The 18,684-nt window shown below is 62.8% G+C and carries 19 protein-coding genes; 10 read left to right on the top strand and 9 right to left on the bottom strand.

Annotated elements, in window-relative coordinates; genetic code table 11:
* Window positions 1-55 precede the first annotated feature (55 nt).
* The 4 genes from LB538_RS00690 to LB538_RS00705 all read left to right on the top strand — a co-directional run bounded on the left by LB538_RS00690 (window position 56) and on the right by LB538_RS00705 (window position 3,161).
* Complete coding sequence (locus tag LB538_RS00690) at window positions 56-796, top strand: competence/damage-inducible protein A (protein WP_224525472.1); 741 nt, start codon at window positions 56-58, stop codon at window positions 794-796.
* 80 nt (window positions 797-876) lie between these two features.
* Window positions 877-1,710: a universal stress protein gene (locus tag LB538_RS00695; RefSeq protein ID WP_224525470.1), complete on the top strand. Its 834-nt coding sequence runs from the start codon at window positions 877-879 to the stop codon at window positions 1,708-1,710.
* Between the two features lie 263 nt (window positions 1,711-1,973).
* Window positions 1,974-2,474: a xanthine phosphoribosyltransferase gene (gene gpt, locus LB538_RS00700; protein ID WP_095765134.1), complete on the top strand. Its 501-nt coding sequence runs from the start codon at window positions 1,974-1,976 to the stop codon at window positions 2,472-2,474.
* Window positions 2,475-2,672: 198 nt separating this feature from the next.
* Window positions 2,673-3,161, top strand: a complete 489-nt coding sequence (locus tag LB538_RS00705) for an NUDIX hydrolase (protein WP_224525466.1) — start codon at window positions 2,673-2,675, stop codon at window positions 3,159-3,161.
* Window positions 3,162-3,166: 5 nt separating this feature from the next.
* Here LB538_RS00705 and LB538_RS00710 read toward each other — a convergent pair whose 3' ends face one another.
* The 5 genes from LB538_RS00710 to LB538_RS00730 all read right to left on the bottom strand — a co-directional run bounded on the left by LB538_RS00710 (window position 3,167) and on the right by LB538_RS00730 (window position 9,919).
* Window positions 3,167-4,324 carry a hypothetical protein gene (locus tag LB538_RS00710; protein WP_224525464.1) on the bottom strand — a complete coding sequence of 386 codons (1,158 nt, stop codon included), beginning with the start codon at window positions 4,322-4,324 and terminating at the stop codon, window positions 3,167-3,169.
* Between the two features lie 311 nt (window positions 4,325-4,635).
* Entirely contained in the window at window positions 4,636-6,441 is a 1,806-nt protein-coding gene (locus LB538_RS00715) for an ABC transporter ATP-binding protein (protein WP_224525462.1), read from the bottom strand.
* A gap of 373 nt (window positions 6,442-6,814) precedes the next feature.
* Window positions 6,815-7,222 carry a GNAT family N-acetyltransferase gene (locus LB538_RS00720; protein ID WP_224525461.1) on the bottom strand — a complete coding sequence of 136 codons (408 nt, stop codon included), beginning with the start codon at window positions 7,220-7,222 and terminating at the stop codon, window positions 6,815-6,817.
* Window positions 7,223-7,242: 20 nt separating this feature from the next.
* A complete protein-coding gene (locus LB538_RS00725) occupies window positions 7,243-8,922 on the bottom strand; it encodes an NAD+ synthase (RefSeq protein ID WP_224525460.1) in 1,680 nt (559 codons plus the stop codon).
* Between the two features lie 283 nt (window positions 8,923-9,205).
* The gene (locus LB538_RS00730) at window positions 9,206-9,919 is read right to left on the bottom strand and encodes a DNA-3-methyladenine glycosylase I (RefSeq protein WP_140691115.1); all 714 of its coding nucleotides are present in this window, start codon (window positions 9,917-9,919) and stop codon (window positions 9,206-9,208) included.
* A gap of 91 nt (window positions 9,920-10,010) precedes the next feature.
* Here LB538_RS00730 and LB538_RS00735 point away from each other — a divergent pair, with 91 nt between their 5' ends.
* Together LB538_RS00735 and LB538_RS00740 are read left to right on the top strand one after the other, a co-directional pair.
* Entirely contained in the window at window positions 10,011-10,574 is a 564-nt protein-coding gene (locus tag LB538_RS00735) for a DUF1003 domain-containing protein (protein ID WP_140840289.1), read from the top strand.
* On the top strand, window positions 10,571-11,170 hold the full coding sequence (locus LB538_RS00740; RefSeq protein ID WP_140840291.1) for a DedA family protein: 600 nt from the start codon (window positions 10,571-10,573) through the stop codon (window positions 11,168-11,170). The genes LB538_RS00735 and LB538_RS00740 overlap by 4 nt, the downstream gene beginning before the upstream one ends.
* 14 nt (window positions 11,171-11,184) lie before the next feature.
* On the opposite strand, the gene LB538_RS00745 is transcribed toward LB538_RS00740, so the two are convergent.
* Window positions 11,185-11,544, bottom strand: a complete 360-nt coding sequence (locus LB538_RS00745) for a diacylglycerol kinase (RefSeq protein ID WP_095765126.1) — start codon at window positions 11,542-11,544, stop codon at window positions 11,185-11,187.
* Window positions 11,545-11,622: 78 nt separating this feature from the next.
* Window positions 11,623-12,042, bottom strand: coding sequence for a GFA family protein (locus LB538_RS00750; RefSeq protein WP_140691016.1), 420 nt, complete (start codon window positions 12,040-12,042; stop codon window positions 11,623-11,625).
* Between the two features lie 315 nt (window positions 12,043-12,357).
* On the opposite strand from LB538_RS00750, the gene LB538_RS00755 reads away from it, so the two are divergent.
* The 3 genes from LB538_RS00755 (at window position 12,358) to LB538_RS00765 (ending at window position 14,596) form a co-directional block, all read left to right on the top strand.
* Window positions 12,358-13,428, top strand: a complete 1,071-nt coding sequence (locus tag LB538_RS00755) for a GGDEF domain-containing protein (protein WP_224525459.1) — start codon at window positions 12,358-12,360, stop codon at window positions 13,426-13,428.
* Between the two features lie 63 nt (window positions 13,429-13,491).
* The gene (locus LB538_RS00760; RefSeq protein WP_027166494.1) at window positions 13,492-13,869 is read left to right on the top strand and encodes an antitoxin Xre/MbcA/ParS toxin-binding domain-containing protein; all 378 of its coding nucleotides are present in this window, start codon (window positions 13,492-13,494) and stop codon (window positions 13,867-13,869) included.
* Window positions 13,829-14,596, top strand: coding sequence for an RES family NAD+ phosphorylase (locus tag LB538_RS00765; protein WP_224525458.1), 768 nt, complete (start codon window positions 13,829-13,831; stop codon window positions 14,594-14,596). The genes LB538_RS00760 and LB538_RS00765 overlap by 41 nt, the downstream gene beginning before the upstream one ends.
* 150 nt (window positions 14,597-14,746) lie before the next feature.
* Here the strand turns inward: LB538_RS00765 and LB538_RS00770 are convergent, their stop codons facing one another.
* Window positions 14,747-15,451, bottom strand: a complete 705-nt coding sequence (locus LB538_RS00770) for a hypothetical protein (protein WP_140840299.1) — start codon at window positions 15,449-15,451, stop codon at window positions 14,747-14,749.
* Between the two features lie 213 nt (window positions 15,452-15,664).
* Here LB538_RS00770 and LB538_RS00775 point away from each other — a divergent pair, with 213 nt between their 5' ends.
* Window positions 15,665-17,224 carry a glycosyltransferase family 39 protein gene (locus tag LB538_RS00775; protein ID WP_224525457.1) on the top strand — a complete coding sequence of 520 codons (1,560 nt, stop codon included), beginning with the start codon at window positions 15,665-15,667 and terminating at the stop codon, window positions 17,222-17,224.
* 85 nt (window positions 17,225-17,309) lie between these two features.
* On the opposite strand, the gene LB538_RS00780 is transcribed toward LB538_RS00775, so the two are convergent.
* Entirely contained in the window at window positions 17,310-18,683 is a 1,374-nt protein-coding gene (locus LB538_RS00780) for a class II 3-deoxy-7-phosphoheptulonate synthase (RefSeq protein WP_095765121.1), read from the bottom strand.
* Between the last annotated feature and the right edge of the window lies 1 nt (window position 18,684).

The raw sequence follows: 18,684 nt of genomic DNA on the forward strand, positions 1-18,684 counted from the left end.
TGCCGCCGGCCGCCGGCCGCGTTATCTCAAGCGACCTATTGTGCCGGAGCCCACCATGCCTGAAATCGTCACCGCCGCCATGCTCGTCATCGGCGACGAAATCCTCTCCGGCCGCACCAAGGACAAGAACATCGGCCATCTCGCCGATATCATGACGGCGATCGGCATCGACCTGAAGGAAGTGCGCATCGTGCCTGACGAGGAAGACGAGATCGTTGCGGCGGTAAATGCCGTGCGCGCCCGCTACACCTACGTCTTTACCACCGGCGGCATCGGCCCGACGCATGACGACATCACCGCCGACTCCATCGCCAAGGCCTTTGGCGTGCCTTGCGAATACGACGCCAAGGCCTATGCGCTGCTCGAAGCAAGCTATGCCGGGCGCGGCATTGAGTTCACCGAAGCGCGCAAGCGCATGGCGCGCATGCCGCGCGGCGCCGACCATATCGACAATCCCGTCTCGGTCGCGCCGGGCTTCCGCATCGGCAACGTCCATGTCATGGCCGGCGTGCCGTCGATCTTCCAGGCCATGCTCGACAATGTGGTGCCGACGCTCAAGGCAGGCACCAAAATGTTGTCGGCCACGGTGCACTGCCCCTTCGGCGAGGGCCTGATCGGCGGGCCGCTGGCCGAGATCCAGAAGGCGCATCCAGGCACCATCATCGGCTCCTATCCCAAATATGGCGACGGCAAGTTCTGGACCGAGCTCGTTGTCCGCGCCCGCAGCGAGGAAGCGCTCGAGGCCGCGCGCAAGGACGTCGAGGAGATGGTGGCGGGCTTGGCCAAGGCAGGCTGATCCGCGGCTGGAACCAGTCAATGCGCTGAGGCGTTCCCTTGCCGCGCAGATGCGCGGGGTAAACAATTGAGGGACCAGCCATGCGCTTCAAGACGATTGTGGCCATTTTGCAGAACGAACAGGACGCCGAGCGCGTGCTCGATTGCGCCCTTCCGCTTGCCGAAAGATTCGAGAGCCATCTCGTCGGCATCCATGCCGAGGCGCTTCCCGTGCCCTACACATCGGCCACGGGCTTTCCCGATACCGAATTCCTGCAGGTCTCGGCCGAAATGAACAAGGAGCGCGCCGACAAATTGCAGGCCTATTTCCTCAAGCGGATCGAGGAATCCGGCCTCTCCTTCGAATGGCGAAGCCTGGAGAGCTTTTCCGGCGACAGCGCGCTGACCGGCATATCAAGCGTGCGTGCCGCTGATCTGATCATCGCCGCGCAGCGTGACACCGGCGGCGATCCGAGCGCCGATGTCGACACGCTGGTCTATGATGCCGGCCGGCCGGTGCTGGTCGTGCCGCATGACGGCCCGCTGGTGACAACCTTCAGGCGTGTGTTGCTGGCCTGGAACGGCAGCAAGGAAGCGGCCCGCGCGGCCTTCGACGCCCTGCCCTTCATTGCCGAGGCCGACAAGACCGACATTCTCGTCATCGATCCGCCCGAGAGCCTGGACGAATCCCCCGAGGCGGCCGGCGCCGAGATCGCGGCCGCCCTGTCGCGCCACGGCGCCAATGTCAGCGTCTCGGTGCAGAAGTCGGATGGCTCGGCAATCGACGATATCATCCAGTCGAGGATGGCCGAATCCGGCACCGACCTGCTCGTGCTCGGCGCCTACAGCCACTCCTGGCTGCGCCAGCTCCTGTTCGGCGGCGTTACCCGCACGGTACTGCGCAGCACGAATGTAGCCGCTTTCCTGTCGCGGTGACGCCGGAGCAACTCCGGGAAAAGCGTGACACGGTTCTCCGTCCGCGATGATATCTCAGTCGCGCTCTCGAAACGGAGGTCCACCGGTCTCCCGCGGAAGATCGTCGGAATTTCAGGTCGAGGGCCGTCCCACCTGCCGTGGTCAAACATCATCCGGGGACGTCCATCCGCTGTCCCTTGCCAAGAGCAAGGCTTTCCAGCTAATTCCGCCTGCATTCCATTGTTTCTGCGCGCTGATGGCGCGCGCTTGCGGAGTGCGCGAACATGTCCCTTCCCGAAAAAGCCTTTCCCGTCTCCTGGGACCAGTTCCACCGCGACGCCCGCGCGCTTTCCTGGCGGCTGTCCGGCGCCAACAAGGGGCAATGGAAGGCGATCGTCTGCATCACGCGCGGCGGCCTGGTGCCCGCCGCCATCATCGCGCGCGAACTCGGCATCCGCGTCATCGAGACGGTGTGCGTGGCCTCCTATCATGACTACACCAGCCAGGGTCAGCTGCAGGTCCTGAAGGAGATTTCGCCTCCGTTGCTCGCCGATGACGGAGCCGGCGTGCTGATCATCGACGACCTGACCGATACCGGCAAGACGGCCGGCATAGTGCGCGCGATGATGCCGAAGGCGCATTTCGCGACGGTCTATGCCAAGCCGAAGGGCCGTCCGCTGGTCGACACATTCGTCACTGAGGTCAGTCAGGACACCTGGATCTACTTCCCGTGGGACATGGGCTTCACTTACCAGAAGCCGATCGCGGACGATCACGCCGGCTGAACGGCCATTTTGTTTTCCAGAGAATCTGCCTCAAACTTGGGTCGTGTAGTCGTGCCAAGGAGCACGACTACTTTGCGGGATTGACTTTTTCTGGTGAGATTTTCCGACGGAGTGAAGTTTTTTACTTTTAAAGCTCATAATTCGCCGTAAGATTCGTAAGGTGGCAAACGATTCTGGAGGCTGGGGCAGCTTCTTACCATGTTGACGAGGCCGACGACGCACAACCAGATGGCCGAAAGAGTCCGGCGGCTCTTCGGCGTTGCGCCTTGTCGCCTGCAGGTTGCCGCCTTGCCTTGGCGCGAGAGTGAGAACGGCGTCGAGATCATGCTGATCACCAGCCGCGACACCGGTCGCTGGGTGCTGCCCAAGGGTTGGCCCGAAGCCAGGGAACCGCTTTGCGAAGCCGCCGCTCGCGAAGCAGGCGAGGAAGCCGGACTGCGCGGCTCCATATCGCATGTTGAAGCCGGCCGCTATTTCTACGCCAAAGTCCTCGCCTCCGGCGAGGAAGTGCCTTGCGAGGTACTGGTCTTTCCGCTGCATGTCGACCGCGTCGCGGATCGCTGGAAAGAGAAGCGCGCGCGGACGCGCAAATGGGTTGGCCCGAACGAAGCCATCCGGATGGTCAACGAACCCGACCTTTGCCAGATCATTGCCGGCTTCTGCGCCGCGCCGCGCAAGTTCGCCTGACCCGCTCAGGCACGGCCAAAATCGTCGGAACTGAGCCGGGTCCAACGATCGCCCATCAACCCGCCGATGAAAATGTCGCCGGAGCGGACCGCTTCGGTGACCTCGGCGATGCGCGAGCGGACCATCGTGCCCCCGGCATAGCGGAAGAAGACGTCCTTGTGGCCGAAGAGTTGCGGCATGAACCGGTTCTGCGTCTGCCCGGCGATGCCGACGCAGCCCATCTCCCGCGCAGCCGCGATGAGGCCATCCAGCGTCGCTCCCCAATGGGATCCGGATGCCTGGATTTGCAATAGGTTCGCGATGCCGCCGGCCTGGCCGTAGAAGGCGTAGCAGCCCAGCATCCTGCCCGTTTCGTCGTAAGTCCCGCCGAAATGAAGTGGCCCGTCGGCCCGCTTCTCGGCCGCCAGCGCGAGCAGCCGCGGCAACTCCTCGCCCCTCCAACTCGGCCGAAGGGAGTAGTCGGTCATGAGGGCAGGCAGTTGCTCCGCAAATTGGGCCGCATCGATCGGCTCCCGGTGGAGCCGTTGGGATGACGAATGCTGGGCCGATGGCTCGAACCTTTTTCCTGCAAGAGCGTCGAACGCTCTCGCGCAAGGATCGAGTGCCAGGCGCGGCAGCCCGGGCCATTTACGGCGCAGCACGGCGGCGGCCATGGCGCCCGGCCGGAAAATACAGGTCCACTCCAGGCAATGCACCGGCAGCAGCTGATACTTCATCGGACGCGCGAAGGCCAAGGATGTCCGGTTGGCGGAATCGGTCAGGTACAGATCGAATTCGCCTTGATGCAGGGCACGCAGCAATTGCGGGCCGGCCCAACCGTGATCGGTGCGGGAGTCGGTCATGAAGGGACCGATGATGGCCGCGCTCAATGCTCTTCCATTGAGCTCATAGCGGGCTTTCAGAACGCCCATGAAGCCACCCAAGCGGCCCTGCGGGTTGATCTGGACAAGAGCCTTGCTCTCATCCTCGTCCAGGTAAAGCCCCCTCATATAATCCGCCGTCAGCGCGATCGCGTGATCGCGCTGGCGGCGACGATGGCGAAACTTCATCAGGAACAGCGCGGCGACCTGCTCGAGATCCTCGGCGGTTAAAGGCCGAACCGAGCCATGCTGGGATTCCAGTGGCGCAACCACCTGTCCCGGACTCGCGGAAACAAGATTCATCGTGATTGCCTATACGAAAGCGCTAAAGGCGGTCGTGCTTCTCAAAGGAAATCTCCGCCTGGTCGGCTTCCTGCAAAAAAATCCTATAGGCCTTCTTCTGCCATATCTGATTTTCTTTTCTGTAAATACATTAAAATCATTGTTTGAATGTGCGTGAATAGCTAAAATCTAAAATATAATTTCCTAAAAATTTCAATATATATAAAGTAATTTGAAAAACATATTGAACCCCTCTAACCGTATGACGGGAGAGCGGTTGCAACCGTGTTGCGGCTGATGGCGCCCGGCGGAGGCCGGGCGCCGTCCTTTCCTCAGGCGACGAGGCCCTTGGTCAGCTCGAGCGCCTGACGCTCGAACAGCCGCCGGTAGATGCCGCCGTTCAGCCGGATCAGCTCGTCATGCGAACCTTCCTCGGCAATACGCCCGCGATCGAAGACCAGCAGCCGGTCGAGCGCGCGCACCGTCGAGAGCCGGTGCGCGATCACCAGGGTCGTGCGCCCGACCATCAATCGCTCCATCGCCTTCTGAATCAGCACTTCCGATTCCGAATCAAGGCTCGATGTCGCCTCGTCCAGGATCAGAATGCGCGCGTCGGCCAGGAAGGCGCGGGCGATCGCCACACGTTGACGCTCGCCGCCCGACAACTTCACGCCACGCTCGCCGACCAGGGTTCCATAGCCCTTGGGCAGGCTGGTGATGAAATCATGCGCGCTCGCGAGTTTGGCCGCATGCTCGATCTCGGCCTGGCTGGCGCCGGGCCTGGCATAGGCGATGTTTTCGGCGAGCGACCGGTGGAACAGGATCGGCTCCTGCTGAACGATGGCGATCTGGCTGCGCAACGAAGCCTGCTCGACCTGCGAGATGTCCTGCCCGTCGATCAGTATCCGCCCGGCACTCACATCATAAAGCCGCTGGATCAGCTTGACGAAGGTCGTCTTGCCCGAGCCCGAATGCCCGACCAGTCCGATGCGCTCGCCGGCCGCGATATCGACCGAGAAATCGCGGTAGAGCGGCAGAAGGTGGGTGCCGTAGTGGAACGTCACCTTGTCGAAGGCGATGTGCCCGTCGCCGATCCGGATCGGCCGAGCGCCGGGCCGGTCCTCGATGCCGAGCGGCTCGGACTGGAAGTCAACCAGTTCCTCCATGTCGTTGATCGAGCGCTGCAGGTTGCGGATATGCGTGCCGATGTCGCGCAGATATCCCTGCAGCACGAAAAACGAGGTCAGCACGAAAGCAACGTCGCCGGCGCTCGCCTGGCCCCAGGCCCACAACATGAGGGCAAGACCGATGACCGCCGCCCGCATCACCAGCAGCAGCACCCCTTGCGTGGTGCCGTTGGCAGTGCCGCGCATCCAGGTGCGGCCGGTGCGCAGGCGCCATTTGGCGACGACGCGCGCCAGCCGCGCTTCCTCGCGAGCCTCCGCGCCGAAGCCCTTGACGACGGCGTTGCAGCTCACCGCGTCTGCCAGCGAGCCGCCCAGCCGCGTGTCCCAGCTGTTGGCGAGCCGCGCAGCAGGCGCGACATAGCCGAGCGACAGCATCGCCGTGACGGCGATGAACAGCACCGAACCGGCGGCCACCACGGTCCCCATCAACGGCCAGAACCAGCCGAGCAGCAGCGTGGAGCCGACGAGCATGACGACCGACGGCAGCAGCGCGATCAGGATCGTGTCGTTGAGCAGGTCCAGCGCCCACATGCCGCGCGTTATCTTGCGCACCGTCGATCCGGCAAAGCTGTTGGCGTGCCAGTCCGTCGAAAAGCGCTGCACCCGATGGAAGGCGTCGGCCGCGATGTCCGACATCATCTTCAGCGTCAACTGGACGATGCACAGGAACGCGACATTGCGCAGCGCGACACCGGCCAGCGCCAGCGCCATCAGGGTCGAGAACGCCGTCATCGCCGCATTCCAGGCGACTGCGTCGGTTCCGGCGCCGCTGGCGACGGCATCGACCAGGCGGCCGGAATAGAAGGGTGTCAGCACGTCGGCGAGCGTCGAGAGCAGGAAGGCGCCCATGATGAGCGAAAGCCGCCACGGCTGGTGGCGCCAATGGCTGAACGTAAAGCCAAGCACGCTGCGAAAGGCGCTTGCGCGCAGGTCGATCTTGAAACGAGCCATGATGTCATCCGGGCGCAAACAAGCCCGGTCCCGGTAAAAATCGAATTGGAAAACCCGCGTCCGCGCGTTGCGGCGACCCTGAAAGCGGGAGGTTCAGTATGGTAGGCCGCCTGCCCTGAGGCGGCGACCGGCAGCGGCAGATGCCTGGTCCGCGTCTGGCTCTCCGAGAAACCCTCGGAGCGCCAGCGCCGACCTAGGCCTCGCGGCCTCGCATAACGATGTCAAATCCTGCCATACGGTCCTCCCGGAAGGGAATCGCGGAAAGGTTGTTATAGGCAGGCATCAACCGATCGCCAAGTCGGCCCGTCGCCAAAACGACATCTGGTCCAAGCACTGCGACGAATTTGCAACAACGGCGGGTTGTGGCCAGGCCTCAGGCAGCGGGTGAGCGATCCAGTCGCATGTAGCGCCCTTCCGCCCGGAACCCGAACTTCTGGTAGAGGCTGTGAGCGTCGCTGGTCGTGAGGCTCCAATGAGAAACCGTCTTCATATCGGGATGATCCAGGAGTGCCTGCACAAGCCGTTTGCCGATGCCATGCCCACGACGCTCCGGCCAGACGATGACGTCGGCAAGATAGGCAAAGACCGTGTAGTCGGTGATCGCGCGGGCGAATCCGACCTGCTTGCCATCGAGATAGGCGCCGACGCAGAGCGAGTTGTCGAAGGCGCGGCGGTTGGCTTCGTCGGTTCTGGACGCACCCCAATAGCTTTGCATGAGCAGATCGGAGGTCGCCCGGAAATCGATCCGCGACACGTCGAAACTGATTTCAACATCCTGCATGCGCGGCGCAATCTCGCGGACTAGCCGCGATCCCGGAACCGGTTGGTGATCGGGTAGCGGCGGTCGCGGCCGAAATTCTTCTTGGTAATCTTCACGCCAGGCGCCGCCTGCCGGCGCTTGTATTCGGCGATATAGAGCAGATGCTCGACACGCGTCACCGTCGCCCGGTCGTGGCCACGCGCGACGATGTCGTCGACGCTCATCTCGTTCTCCACCAGGCATTCCAGGATGTCGTCCAGCACCGGATAGGGCGGCAGCGAATCCTGGTCGGTCTGGTTCTCGCGCAGCTCCGCCGACGGCGCCTTGTCGATGATGTTGTTCGGGATTACCTCGCCCGACGGTCCGAGCGCACCCGGCGGCACATGGTTGTTGCGCCAGCGCGACAGCGCGTAGACCTGCATCTTGTAGAGATCCTTGATCGGGTTGAAGCCGCCATTCATGTCGCCGTAGAGCGTGGCGTAGCCGACCGACATCTCGCTCTTGTTGCCCGTGGTGACCACCATCGAGCCGAACTTGTTGGAGATTGCCATCAGGATCGTGCCGCGGGCGCGGCTCTGCAGGTTCTCCTCGGTGATACCTTCCTGGGTACCCTCGAAGAGCTGGGTCAGCGCGTGCCTGAAGCCTTCGACCGGCTCGGAGATCGGCACGATATCATAGCGGCAGCCAAGCGCGCGCGCGCAGTCCTCGGCGTCCTTCAGCGAATCCTTCGACGTATAGCGGTAGGGCATCATGACGGTGCGCAGCCGCTCTTCGCCCAGCGCATCGACGGCCAAAGCGGCGCAGATCGCCGAGTCGATGCCGCCGGAGAGGCCGAGCACCACGTTCTTGAAACCGTTCTTGTTGACGTAGTCGCGCAGACCCAGCATGCAGGCCCGGTAGTCGGCCTCTTCACGCTCGGGGATCTTCGACATCGGGCCTTCCGAGCAGACCCAATGATCGCCTTTCCGTTTCCAGGTGGTGACGGCGACCGCCTCCTCGAACTGGCTCATCTGGAAGGCCAGCGTCTTGTCGGCCCCGATGGCGAACGAGGCGCCGTCGAAAATCAGCTCGTCCTGGCCGCCGAGCTGGTTGGCATAGATCATCGGCAGGCCGGTCTCGATGACCTGGCGAATGACGACCTGGTGGCGAACGTCGATCTTGGCGCGATAATAGGGGGAGCCATTCGGCACCAGCAGGATCTCGGCGCCGCTTTCGGCAAGCGTCTCGCACACGGCGATGTCGCCCCAGATGTCCTCGCAGATCGGAATGCCGATGCGCACGCCGCGGAAGTTGACCGGACCCTGCAGTTCCGGCCCGGCCTGGAAGACGCGCTTCTCGTCGAACTCGCCATAATTCGGCAGGTCGAGCTTGTAGCGCTCGGCGATGATCTTGCCGCCGTCGGCGAAGACGATCGAGTTATGCGTGCCGGTCCGGCGCTTCAGCGGCGTGCCGACGATGACGCCCGGCCCGCCATCGGCCGTGTCCTCGGCGAGGTCCTGCGCCGCCTTCTCGCAAGCCTTCAGGAAGGAAGGCTTCAGCACCAGGTCTTCCGGCGGATAGCCGGCGAGGAAGAGCTCGGTGTAGAGCACCAGATCGGCGCCCTGGCGCGCCGCGTCCGCCCTCGCCTCGCGCGCTTTTGCCAGATTGCCGGCGACGTCGCCGACGGTCGGGTTGAGCTGGGCGACGGCAATGCGCAGGATATCGGGAGCGGTCTTGGTCATGGTACGGATTTAGCGTGGCTGAAATCGCCCCGCAATGGCGTTTGGTTGTGCCACTTAGGACTAATCGGCGGAGCCGATTATGTCCCTGATCGATCGAAGATCGTATCCTGACTAATCGGCAGAGCCGATTATGTCCCTGATCGATTGAGGACCGTATCCTGACTAATCGGCGGAGCCGATCATGTCCTTGATCGATCGAGGATCGTATCCTGACTGATCGGCGGCGCCGGCAGAGCCGACTATCTCCCTGATCGATCGACGGACGTCGATCGATCCCAACCACCTAGTCGCTCATATATTCGCGCAGCGCCTCTGCCGAGCGGTTCTCGCCGATCGACATCGCCAGGATGCGCGAGATGTGGCGGCGCGGCAGGCCGGTCTCGGCCGACCATTGGTTGATCTGCGCCTGGATCTTGTCGAGGTCCCGCTTCGAGGTCGGGTTTTCGGCGATGTCGAGGCCCGCATCGCGCAATGCCGCCGCCATGTCGGTAGAGACCACAAACGTGTCCCATTCGAGCCAGCGCAGGAAATACTGGCCGGTGTTGCCCCCGAGCCGGCTGCCATGCTTGGCGAGATAGGCGGTCAGGCCGACCTGATCGTCCGCGGGCCAGGAGGCGATGAATTTGCCGAAGCTGCCATTCTCCTTCGAGACGCGATCAACGAAGGCGGCATTGTCGCGCACCGACTTGATCTTCTGCGGATTGCGCACGATGCGGCTGTCGGATGCAAGCTCGTGCCAGAAGTCGTCCGGCTGGAACAGAAGCCGCTTCGGCTCGAAGCCGAGGAACGCTTCCTCGAAACCTGGCCATTTCTGCTCGATCACCCGCCACACGAAGCCGGCGGCGAAAATGCGCTCGGCCATGGTGGAGAGGATGCGGTCGTCGGGGATCTTTGCCACCGCCATATTATCGGGCGCGGGGCCAAGCAACGGCGCCAGCACGGCCTCTCCGCCCTTGCGCTTTGCCGCCCGTGCATGGATTTTCTGGAAATCGAGCATCATTGTCCCCGCTTGTTCGCCGCAATCTATCACTTCACGTCCGGCCCGGCAGCCTCTACCTCTATCGACGCCCGGCCGAAGGAGAGGACAAATGAACAAGATCGTCGAAGACATGGCGAACCGCCTGCTCAAGCGAAAGCCGGACGGTTTCGGTCCGCTCGAGAGCCGCGTGCTCCAGTCGACGCTCGAGCGCACCACCATCACCCGCGACACCAACAAGGCCGTGGCCTTCCACGAGACCTATGGCGACCGTATTGCCGACACCATCGCCAGGATCGGCGGCTCCTGGTCCTTCATCCTGAGCTTCCTGGCCTTTCTTGTTGTCTGGACTGCCGGCAACGCCTGGCTGCTCACCCGCGACGCCTTCGACCCCTACCCTTTCATCTTCCTCAACCTTGTTCTGTCGATGCTGGCGGCGATCCAGGCGCCGGTGATCATGATGTCGCAGAACCGCCAGACCGAGCGCGACCGCATCGACGCCGCCCATGACTACGAGGTCAATCTGAAGGCCGAGATCGAGATCATGGCCCTGCATGAAAAACTCGACGAGCTTCGCCATAGCGAGATCATCGGCATGCGTGACGAAATCCTGCGCATGGCCGAGCAGATCAGGCGCATTGACGAAAAACTGTCCGCGCGGCCCGCAACAGAATGAGCGAGACCATCCATCGCCTCATCGAGCAATACGGGCTGATCGCGGTCTTCCTGGGTTGCGTGGCCGAAGGCGAAAGCGCGGCGATCCTGGGCGGCTTCTTCGCTCATCAGCATGTTTTCGTGCTGTGGCAGACTTTCTTTGCCGCCTTCCTCGGCGCCTTCGCCGGCGACACGTTCTTCTTCACCCTGGGGCGCAGCTTCGCCGAACATCGCTATGTGAGACTGTTGCGCAGGCGTCCGGGCTTCAGCCGCGCCTATCGCCTGCTCAACACCCATCCCAACATTTTCGTGCTGACCAACCGCTATATCTACGGCATGCGCCTGGTCGGCGGCGTCGCCGCCGGCCTGTCGACCGTGTCCATGCCGCGTTTCGTCATCCTGAATGCCATCTCGTCCGCGGTCTGGTCGGCCCTGTTCAGCGGCATCGGCTATGTCTTCGGCCTGGGCGCGGAGGAAATCGTGGGCCAGGCGTTTGCTCGCCATCAGCGCCTGCTCATCGCCCTCGGCGTCGGCATCGTTATCGCCGTGGTCGCTTGGTTGGTAGGCCATCACTTCGCGAAGCGCGAACGCGCCAGGGAAGACCAGGCAGGATCTTGATCAATCCGCGAGGATCAGATCGGCGCGCCGACAAGGCGTTCGATGAGGGCGATGCCCCAGACGCCGCCGGCGATCACGATCGAAATCAGCACGGCCAGCGAACCGCAGTCCTTGGCAAGTTGGATGTCGATGTGGAATTCGCGCGAGATTGCGTCGCAAGCCGCCTCGATGCCGGTGTTGAGCACTTCGACCATGATCAGGAGCAGCACAGCACCGATCAGCAGGGCATAGCCGCGCCAGGAAACCGAGATGAACCAGCCGGCCGGCAAGGCGAGCGCCAGCAACAGCAATTCCTGCTGGAACGCCTTTTCGTGGGCGGCCAACTTGCGGAAGGCCCGCACTGAATTGATGAAAGCATCGATCAGCCGCTGCATTCCTCTGCCCCTTTGCGAGTCACCGGCAGGGGATATCGCAATGGTGGGACCAAGGGAATAAGGCAGCCGCTGCAAAATTCATCCGCCCGCGACCTTTATCGACGGCGCCGATTTCTCGAACTGCGGCAACCCGTCCTCGATCGAATAATAATCGCCCTTGTCGCCGACGAAGATGTGGCATTCGCCCTGAAGCCCGCTCGGTTCCTCGAATGAACCAGCCATAACCGAAACATATGCATCGCCTTTCGGCTTCCAAAACAGCACCGAGCCGCATGTCTTGCAAAAGCCACGCTTGGCGAAGTCGGATGCCTCATACCAGGTGAGATTTTCCATGCCTTCGATAACGATGTCGGCGTCCGCTACATTGGTTGCGGCGTAGAAATGGCCGCTCTGCTTGCGGCATTGTGAACAATGGCAATAAATCACGCCGCGTAGCGGGCCCTTCGTTCTGAAACGCACCGCCCCGCACAGGCACGATCCGCTATGATTGTCGTCCATTCCGGCCTCCTTCGACGTCGTCTGCACCGTTCATTGCCGGATAGAATTCCAGTTTTGAGATGACCGGGCACCGGCAAATGCGACACCGAAGCGACGCGTTTCAGAAGCTGCCCCTGCACCGCTTTGCACCCTGTGGTAGCAAGGACAATGAGGAAATGCAGGCTATTAAGGAAACTTTAGCAGGACTGCATTTATCGTTCCCACAAGCGATGGTCGTGTTGGGGACGCGCCGTCGCAGTTCTGATTCAAATCCCCGCGTGAGCGAACGCCGGCGGTGGCAGGTCTCCGGTCGCACTGAAGGGGCAGTGAACAGACATGAAGCCGGCAGCCATTCCGACCGACAGGAATACCGACATCGCCAGCACCGTCGTGACGACGATGCGACAGCTCGGCGTGCTTGGCCTGCCGCGTAACTATGAAATCTTCTACGAGGCGCTCAGCAGCAGCAATCGCGAACTCAGCCTTGCCGTCGTCTCGTTGAGCAACCGCCCGACCCAGGAAGATCTCGACCGCATCGGACGGAGCTTCTTCCCGCAGCACCACGGCCCCGCCATTGTCGAGCACGCCCGTGAAGTGGTCGCCAAGGAGCTCGAGGACATCGCCGCGCTGTTGCGCAGCGAGCGCTCGCATATCGAGAAGTATGGCCGCATCCTCGACGAGACCTCGAGCGGCCTGAGCAATCGCAGCCTGCTTTCGCAAGAACTCCTGCAGAAGATCGCAGGCGCGATGTCAGCCGCCACCAGCTCGACGATCGACCATGGCCGTCAGATCGCCAGCACGCTCAGCGAAAAGACAGCCGAGCTTGAAAGCGTCAAGTCGAAGCTCGAGGAATACAAGCGGCTCGCCGACACCGACCCGCTTACGCAGCTGTGGAACCGCCGCGCCTTCGACAAGGAGATCACCCGGATCTACAACAGCAACCGCGGCATATTGTTCAACGCCTTGATCCTTGCCGATATCGATCATTTCAAGGACATAAACGATCGCTATGGCCACCCGGTCGGCGACAGGATCCTGCAGATCATCGCCGAGATCTTCCAGTCCAGCGTGCGTGCCGACATATTTGTCGCGCGAACCGGCGGCGAGGAGTTCGCGCTTATCGTCGAAGGCGCCAGCGAGGAAGCCACATACGAGATCGCCGAGCGCATCCGCGCGCTAATCGAGCAGACACCGTTCACCGGCAGCCAGACCGGCATGAACTACGGCACCGTTACCGTATCGATGGGCATCTGCATGGCCTCGGAGGCGGAAAACCCCGAGGATCTCTACACCAAGGCCGACCAGGCGCTTTACCGCTCCAAGGTCGGCGGCCGCAACCGTGTGACAAAGCACTCGGCCACGGTCAGCCGGGCTGGCAAAAGCTGGCTGCTTTACAAGAAAGACTGACACACCCCTTTCCAGGCGAATTTTTGTGGATTATATTTTCCACAGAAATGAAAGGGTGCGCTTATGCAACGTCCAGTCGCGGCCGCGACGGCGGCCGAAAATGCCGTCATTACCAAGGCCACGCTGCGCGCGGCCGACCTGCTCGATATCACCGCCAGGACGCTTGCCTTGGTCATCGGCGTGTCGGAAGCAACGGTCTCGCGCATGCGCCGGCAGGAATTCCTGCTTGAACGCGGCACCAAGCCGTTCGAATTGGCGGTGCTGTTCGTGCGCCTGTTCCGCTCGCTCGACGCCATCGTCGGCGGCGACGAGACCGTCGCCCGGGCGTGGCTGAAGAATCCCAACACCACGCTCGACGGCACGCCGCTCGAAAAAATCCTGACGATTGCCGGACTTGTCGATGTCATTGCCTACCTGGACTCCCGGCGCGCTCTCGTCTGAGGCCGTCCGGCTCGAAGGCAAGTACTGGCGAATGGTCGAGGCGCAGCACCGCGTCTCGACCCTTAAGCTCATCGACACGCTCGACGAGCAGGCGCTGCTGGAAGATCTCATCGAGGACACCAAGCCGCATATCCCGCTGGAGTGCCGCCACCTCCATTACCTGTTGTCGACGCCTTTTCGCTATGGCTCCGTTTATCCATACGGCTCGCGTTTTCGCCGCGCCGGTAAGACCAAAGGCGTCTATTATGCCGCCGAGACGGTGCTGACGGCGGTGGCGGAAATGGCTTTCTACCGCTTGCTGTTCTTTGCGGAGTCGCCGGCGACGCCATGGCCGAACGACGCCGCGGAATACACTGCCTTCGCCGCTGCGATAAAATGCGGCCGCGCGATCGACCTGACACGGCCGCCCCTGGATCGCGACGAACAGGCCTGGACGCAGCCCACCGACTACACCGCCTGCCAGGCGATCGCCGATGTCGCGCGCGAAGCCGAGTTGCAGGCGATCCGCTATCGCTCGGTGCGCGATCCCAGGGGCGCCAACATCGCGCTGTTGACCTGCAAGGGCTTTGCCAAGGCCAGGCCGCTGGAGCCGCAGACCTGGCGCATCCGGATCGGCTCTTTCGGCCTGCAGGCGATCTGCGAATTCCCGGAGAAGAGGCTGGAATTCTCACGCGCTGCTTTTGCGGACCCAAGGCTTGCCGGAATGCGCTGGGAGCGCGGCTACTGAACTCCGAAAACTGTATCGAGATTCAGGTCAGGAAGAGCCGAGAATGGTGGCCTCCGAGAACCCGAGCGGAGCGTACTTCAAGTACGTGAGCACCGGAAGCGCAGGAGGCCGCCATTCGCAGGCCGCCCTCACCCGAATATCGATCCAGTTTTAAGCCAGGATGTTCACCGCACGCGCCGCCACCAGCGCGATCGTCAGGAGCGAGATCATCGCTTCGGCCATCATCAGGAGCTTCGCGCGCTGCGTGAGCGGCAAGGTGTCGGTCGGCGAGAACGCCGTGGCATTGGTGAAGGCCAGGAAGACATAGTCGACGAAGCCCGGCAGCCAGCCCTGTATCTCGCGATCTGGCAGCGTCATTTGCGGAAACAGGAAATCTGCCTGCGCTCGCTTGACCAGCCCGCAGGTCGGCGGGCCGCCCCGGTCGGTGCTCCAGAACCATAGCGCAAAGACAATCACATTGGTGACCCAGATGTTGAGCGCGTCGACGAGCAGCGTCGTGCCGGCCCCGGCATGCCCTTCCAGCAACGCCCGCACCAGGAAGACCAGCGACCCGCAATTCATGATGCTGATGACGCCGGTCATCACCAATGCTGCGCGGCGGATATAGAGGCGCAATCGGCCGATCGCGTACCAATGCTCATGGTCGACGGCGTTGCGCGTCGCCATTTGCGTCCAGGCCGTCGCGATCGACAGGGGCGCCAGCAGCGCCGCCTCCACTGTAGGGGCCAGCCAGCGCGGACCGAAGGACAGGTTGTTGATGACCAGAAGCTGCAGGCAGATGACGACGAGAACCGCGGCGCGCGCCGACCAGAAATCGAGGCCCCGGTGATGGATGACGGCATGCTGATGGCGCATGGAGGAACCTGTATTGCTAAAACCGCGGCGCTACGGACGGGCTCCGGCAATGATCGGCCGGCCGGTCCTGCCCGAAGCGCCGGCGACGGGTTCCATCGCAATCTTGGTTTTACAATGTTGCGGAAGAATACTTTTTCGTAAGCTTTTGCTATCGGACTGTTCAGCAATCCATCGGTATGATTTTAGGCCCGTATGTCGAGAACCAGTGAATCCGTGCATGTCTGGCCCGCCGCGGCTGCGGCGGAAGACGATCTGTCTTCCATCTGGAAAGGTCTGGTCCGGCATCCATGGCGGTTGCTGGCGCTTTTATGCCTGATCCAGATCGCTTGCTGGACTGTCATGCCCGCGCTCGTCAATGTTGGGCCGCCGCGCGACGTCGTCGAGGGTTTCATGTGGGGACGCGAATGGGTGCTGCTGACCTACAAGCACCCGCAACTCCCCTGCTGGCTGCTCGAGATCAGCCACCTGCTCACCGGCTCATTCCGCTGGCCGCAATATATGCTGTCGCAGTTGATGATCTCGACGACTTTCGTTTTGGTCTACCTTCTCGCGCGCGACATCATGGGCCCGACCCGGGCGATCGCCGCCGTGCTCTTGATGCCGTCGATCTATTTCTTCGGCTGGCCGACCCCGCAATTCAACCATGACTATGCGCAGATGCCGTTCTGGGCCGCAATCTCATGGTTGCTGTGGCGCTCGGCGTGCGACGGCCGTCCAGGCTGGTGGCTCGCCCTCGGCCTCGTCTCCGGCATCGGGCTCTACGCAAAGCTCTCGACGGCTCTGCTACTGGTGTTCGGTGGTATCTGGATTTTGTACGACGCCCGCGCTCGAAGCCGGCTTGCCACCCCATGGCCATGGCTCGGTCTTGCGGTTTTTCTGGGCCTCGCGGCGCCGCTGGCAATTGCGCTTTTCCGCCTCGATTTCCTGCCGCTGACCTATGCGGAGCATCGCAACGCCTGGGTGCTCGCTAACCGCGCACGGCTCTACTATATCGGCGTTCAGCTTGCAGGGCTTGCCGCTCTTCCCGCCGTTCTTGCTATTTCCGGCCTGCTGCGACGGCGGCCCGGCCCGGCACGAGACCCCTTACCGGCCCGCCCTGCCCCCGAGCGGCGCGCGATTGTCTACCTGGCATGGATGGGCCTGGGGCCGGCGCTCCTGATCATGGCCGCCTCGCTGTTTACCGGCACCGGCGAGTCCTGGGGCGCGACGATGTACAATTTGGTCGGCACCCTCGCGGTTGCACTCTTGGGACAACGCCTGGGGCTGGCTGAGTTGCGCCGGCTGACGCTGCTGGCACTGCTATGCGTGGTCGGCGTATCGAGCGCCTATGCGATTACACGCTGGACCGGTTGCAACGTCCTCGGTCGCCTGCAGCCGATGTGCTGGCCGGCACGATCGATCTCGCAGACGGCCGAAGCGATCTGGCATGAGACGGTACCAGGACCACTGGGCATCGTCGGCGGCGAGGACGGCGTGGCTCAGCTTGCCGGGCTGGAAGCGGCGGACCGGCCGTCGATTTTCACGACGCTCGACAGGCGCCTTGCCCCCTGGATCACGGACCAGCGCCTGCGGGATCAGGGCCTGCTGCTGGTGTGGCCGACCGGTTGGAGGCTCTCCCCGCAACAGCAGGCGTGGATCGCCGGCCTGCCGGTCAAGACCGTGCCGTTCGACTGGTCGCTCAAGGCACCGCCGCTGGAGATCAGCTTTGCCGTCATTCCGCCCGGCAGGGCCAGTTTCCCGGGCGATCCGCCTGGACCGCCCGATCTGGAATGACCCGCGACTTGAAGTTTATTAGCCCGACGTCAAAAGGCGGCGGCATCGCCGCCAGCGCCTCCGACGATAGGCGTCAAGCCTCTGTTCAGGCGTTGGCGGCCTGCTTGTGCTGGACCGGATGGCTCTTCTTGAGCAGGTCCGAGACCAGGAAGGCGAGCTCGATCGCCTGATCCGCGTTGAGGCGCGGGTCGCAATGGGTGTGATAGCGGTCCTGCAGGTCTTCCGCCGTGATGGCGCGGGCGCCGCCCGTGCATTCGGTGACGTTCTTGCCGGTCATCTCTATATGGATGCCGCCCGGATGCGTGCCTTCCGCGCGATGAACTTCGAAGAAGGTCTGCACTTCCTTGAGGATGCGGTCGAACGGCCGCGTCTTGTAGCCGGCCGCCTCGATCGTGTTGCCATGCATCGGATCCGACGACCAGACAACGTTGCGGCCTTCCTTCTTAACTGCCCGCACCAGCTTCGGCAGATGCTCGGCGACCTTGTCGGAGCCGAAGCGCGCGATCAGCGTCAGACGGCCCGGCTCGTTTTCGGGATTGAGCAGGTCGATCAATTCCATCAGGCCGTCCGGTGTCAGCGACGGCCCGCATTTCAGGCCGAGCGGATTCTTGATGCCGCGGCAATATTCGATATGCGCGTGATCTGGCTGGCGGGTGCGATCGCCGATCCAGATCATGTGGCCCGAGGTCGCGTACCAGTCGCCGGAGGTCGAATCGACTCGCGTCAGCGCTTCCTCATAGCCGAGCAGCAGCGCCTCGTGGCTGGTGTAGAAATCCGTTTCGCGCAGCGCGAAATTGGTTTCGGACGTGATGCCCACCGCGCGCATGAAATCCATCGTCTCGGTGATGCGGTTGGCGAGCGATTCGTATTTTTCTCCCTGCGGGCTGTCGGCGACGAAGCCCAGCATCCAGCGATGCACGTTTTCCAGGCTGGCATAGCCGCCCTGCGCGAAGGCGCGCAGAAGATTGAGCGTCGCGGCGGACTGGCGATACGCCATCTCCTGGCGCGCCGGATCCGGAATGCGCGAGGAGGCGTCGAATTCAATGCCGTTGATGATGTCGCCGCGGTAGCTCGGCAGCGTCACGCCGGCCTTCGTCTCGTTGTCGGACGAGCGCGGCTTGGCGAACTGGCCGGCGACGCGGCCGACCTTCACCACCGGCTGCGCGCCGGCGAAGGTAAGCACCACCGACATCTGCAGGAACACGCGGAAGAAGTCGCGGATGTTGTCGGCGCCATGCTCGGCAAAGCTCTCGGCGCAATCGCCGCCCTGGAGCAGGAAGGCTTCGCCGGCGGCGACCGCCGCCAGCTGCTTCTTCAGCTTGCGCGCCTCGCCGGCGAAGACCAGCGGCGGATAGGTCGCGAGCCGCGCTTCCGTGGCTTGCAAAGCCCCAAGGTCCGGGTAGGCCGGGACCTGCTTGATCGGCTTTGCCCTCCACGAATTCGGGGACCATTTCGTCATC

Source organism: Mesorhizobium sp. Ca11 (assembly GCF_020165275.1).
Lineage (GTDB): Bacteria > Pseudomonadota > Alphaproteobacteria > Rhizobiales > Rhizobiaceae > Mesorhizobium.

What these genes read in the sequence shown, in the direction of transcription:
- LB538_RS00720 (WP_224525461.1), bottom strand. Translation starts at nt 7,222, where the DNA reads ATGCAGGATGTTGAAATCAGTTTCGACGTGTCGCGGATCGATTTCCGG.
- LB538_RS00740 (WP_140840291.1), top strand. Translation starts at nt 10,571, where the DNA reads ATGAGCGAGACCATCCATCGCCTCATCGAGCAATACGGGCTGATCGCG.
- LB538_RS00730 (WP_140691115.1), bottom strand. Translation starts at nt 9,919, where the DNA reads ATGCTCGATTTCCAGAAAATCCATGCACGGGCGGCAAAGCGCAAGGGC.
- LB538_RS00725 (WP_224525460.1), bottom strand. Translation starts at nt 8,922, where the DNA reads ATGACCAAGACCGCTCCCGATATCCTGCGCATTGCCGTCGCCCAGCTC.
- gpt (WP_095765134.1), top strand. Translation starts at nt 1,974, where the DNA reads ATGTCCCTTCCCGAAAAAGCCTTTCCCGTCTCCTGGGACCAGTTCCAC.
- LB538_RS00705 (WP_224525466.1), top strand. Translation starts at nt 2,673, where the DNA reads ATGTTGACGAGGCCGACGACGCACAACCAGATGGCCGAAAGAGTCCGG.
- LB538_RS00710 (WP_224525464.1), bottom strand. Translation starts at nt 4,324, where the DNA reads ATGAATCTTGTTTCCGCGAGTCCGGGACAGGTGGTTGCGCCACTGGAA.
- LB538_RS00695 (WP_224525470.1), top strand. Translation starts at nt 877, where the DNA reads ATGCGCTTCAAGACGATTGTGGCCATTTTGCAGAACGAACAGGACGCC.
- LB538_RS00765 (WP_224525458.1), top strand. Translation starts at nt 13,829, where the DNA reads ATGTCATTGCCTACCTGGACTCCCGGCGCGCTCTCGTCTGAGGCCGTC.
- LB538_RS00745 (WP_095765126.1), bottom strand. Translation starts at nt 11,544, where the DNA reads ATGCAGCGGCTGATCGATGCTTTCATCAATTCAGTGCGGGCCTTCCGC.
- LB538_RS00735 (WP_140840289.1), top strand. Translation starts at nt 10,011, where the DNA reads ATGAACAAGATCGTCGAAGACATGGCGAACCGCCTGCTCAAGCGAAAG.
- LB538_RS00770 (WP_140840299.1), bottom strand. Translation starts at nt 15,451, where the DNA reads ATGCGCCATCAGCATGCCGTCATCCATCACCGGGGCCTCGATTTCTGG.
- LB538_RS00715 (WP_224525462.1), bottom strand. Translation starts at nt 6,441, where the DNA reads ATGGCTCGTTTCAAGATCGACCTGCGCGCAAGCGCCTTTCGCAGCGTG.
- LB538_RS00780 (WP_095765121.1), bottom strand. Translation starts at nt 18,683, where the DNA reads ATGACGAAATGGTCCCCGAATTCGTGGAGGGCAAAGCCGATCAAGCAG.
- LB538_RS00750 (WP_140691016.1), bottom strand. Translation starts at nt 12,042, where the DNA reads ATGGACGACAATCATAGCGGATCGTGCCTGTGCGGGGCGGTGCGTTTC.
- LB538_RS00760 (WP_027166494.1), top strand. Translation starts at nt 13,492, where the DNA reads ATGCAACGTCCAGTCGCGGCCGCGACGGCGGCCGAAAATGCCGTCATT.
- LB538_RS00755 (WP_224525459.1), top strand. Translation starts at nt 12,358, where the DNA reads ATGAAGCCGGCAGCCATTCCGACCGACAGGAATACCGACATCGCCAGC.
- LB538_RS00690 (WP_224525472.1), top strand. Translation starts at nt 56, where the DNA reads ATGCCTGAAATCGTCACCGCCGCCATGCTCGTCATCGGCGACGAAATC.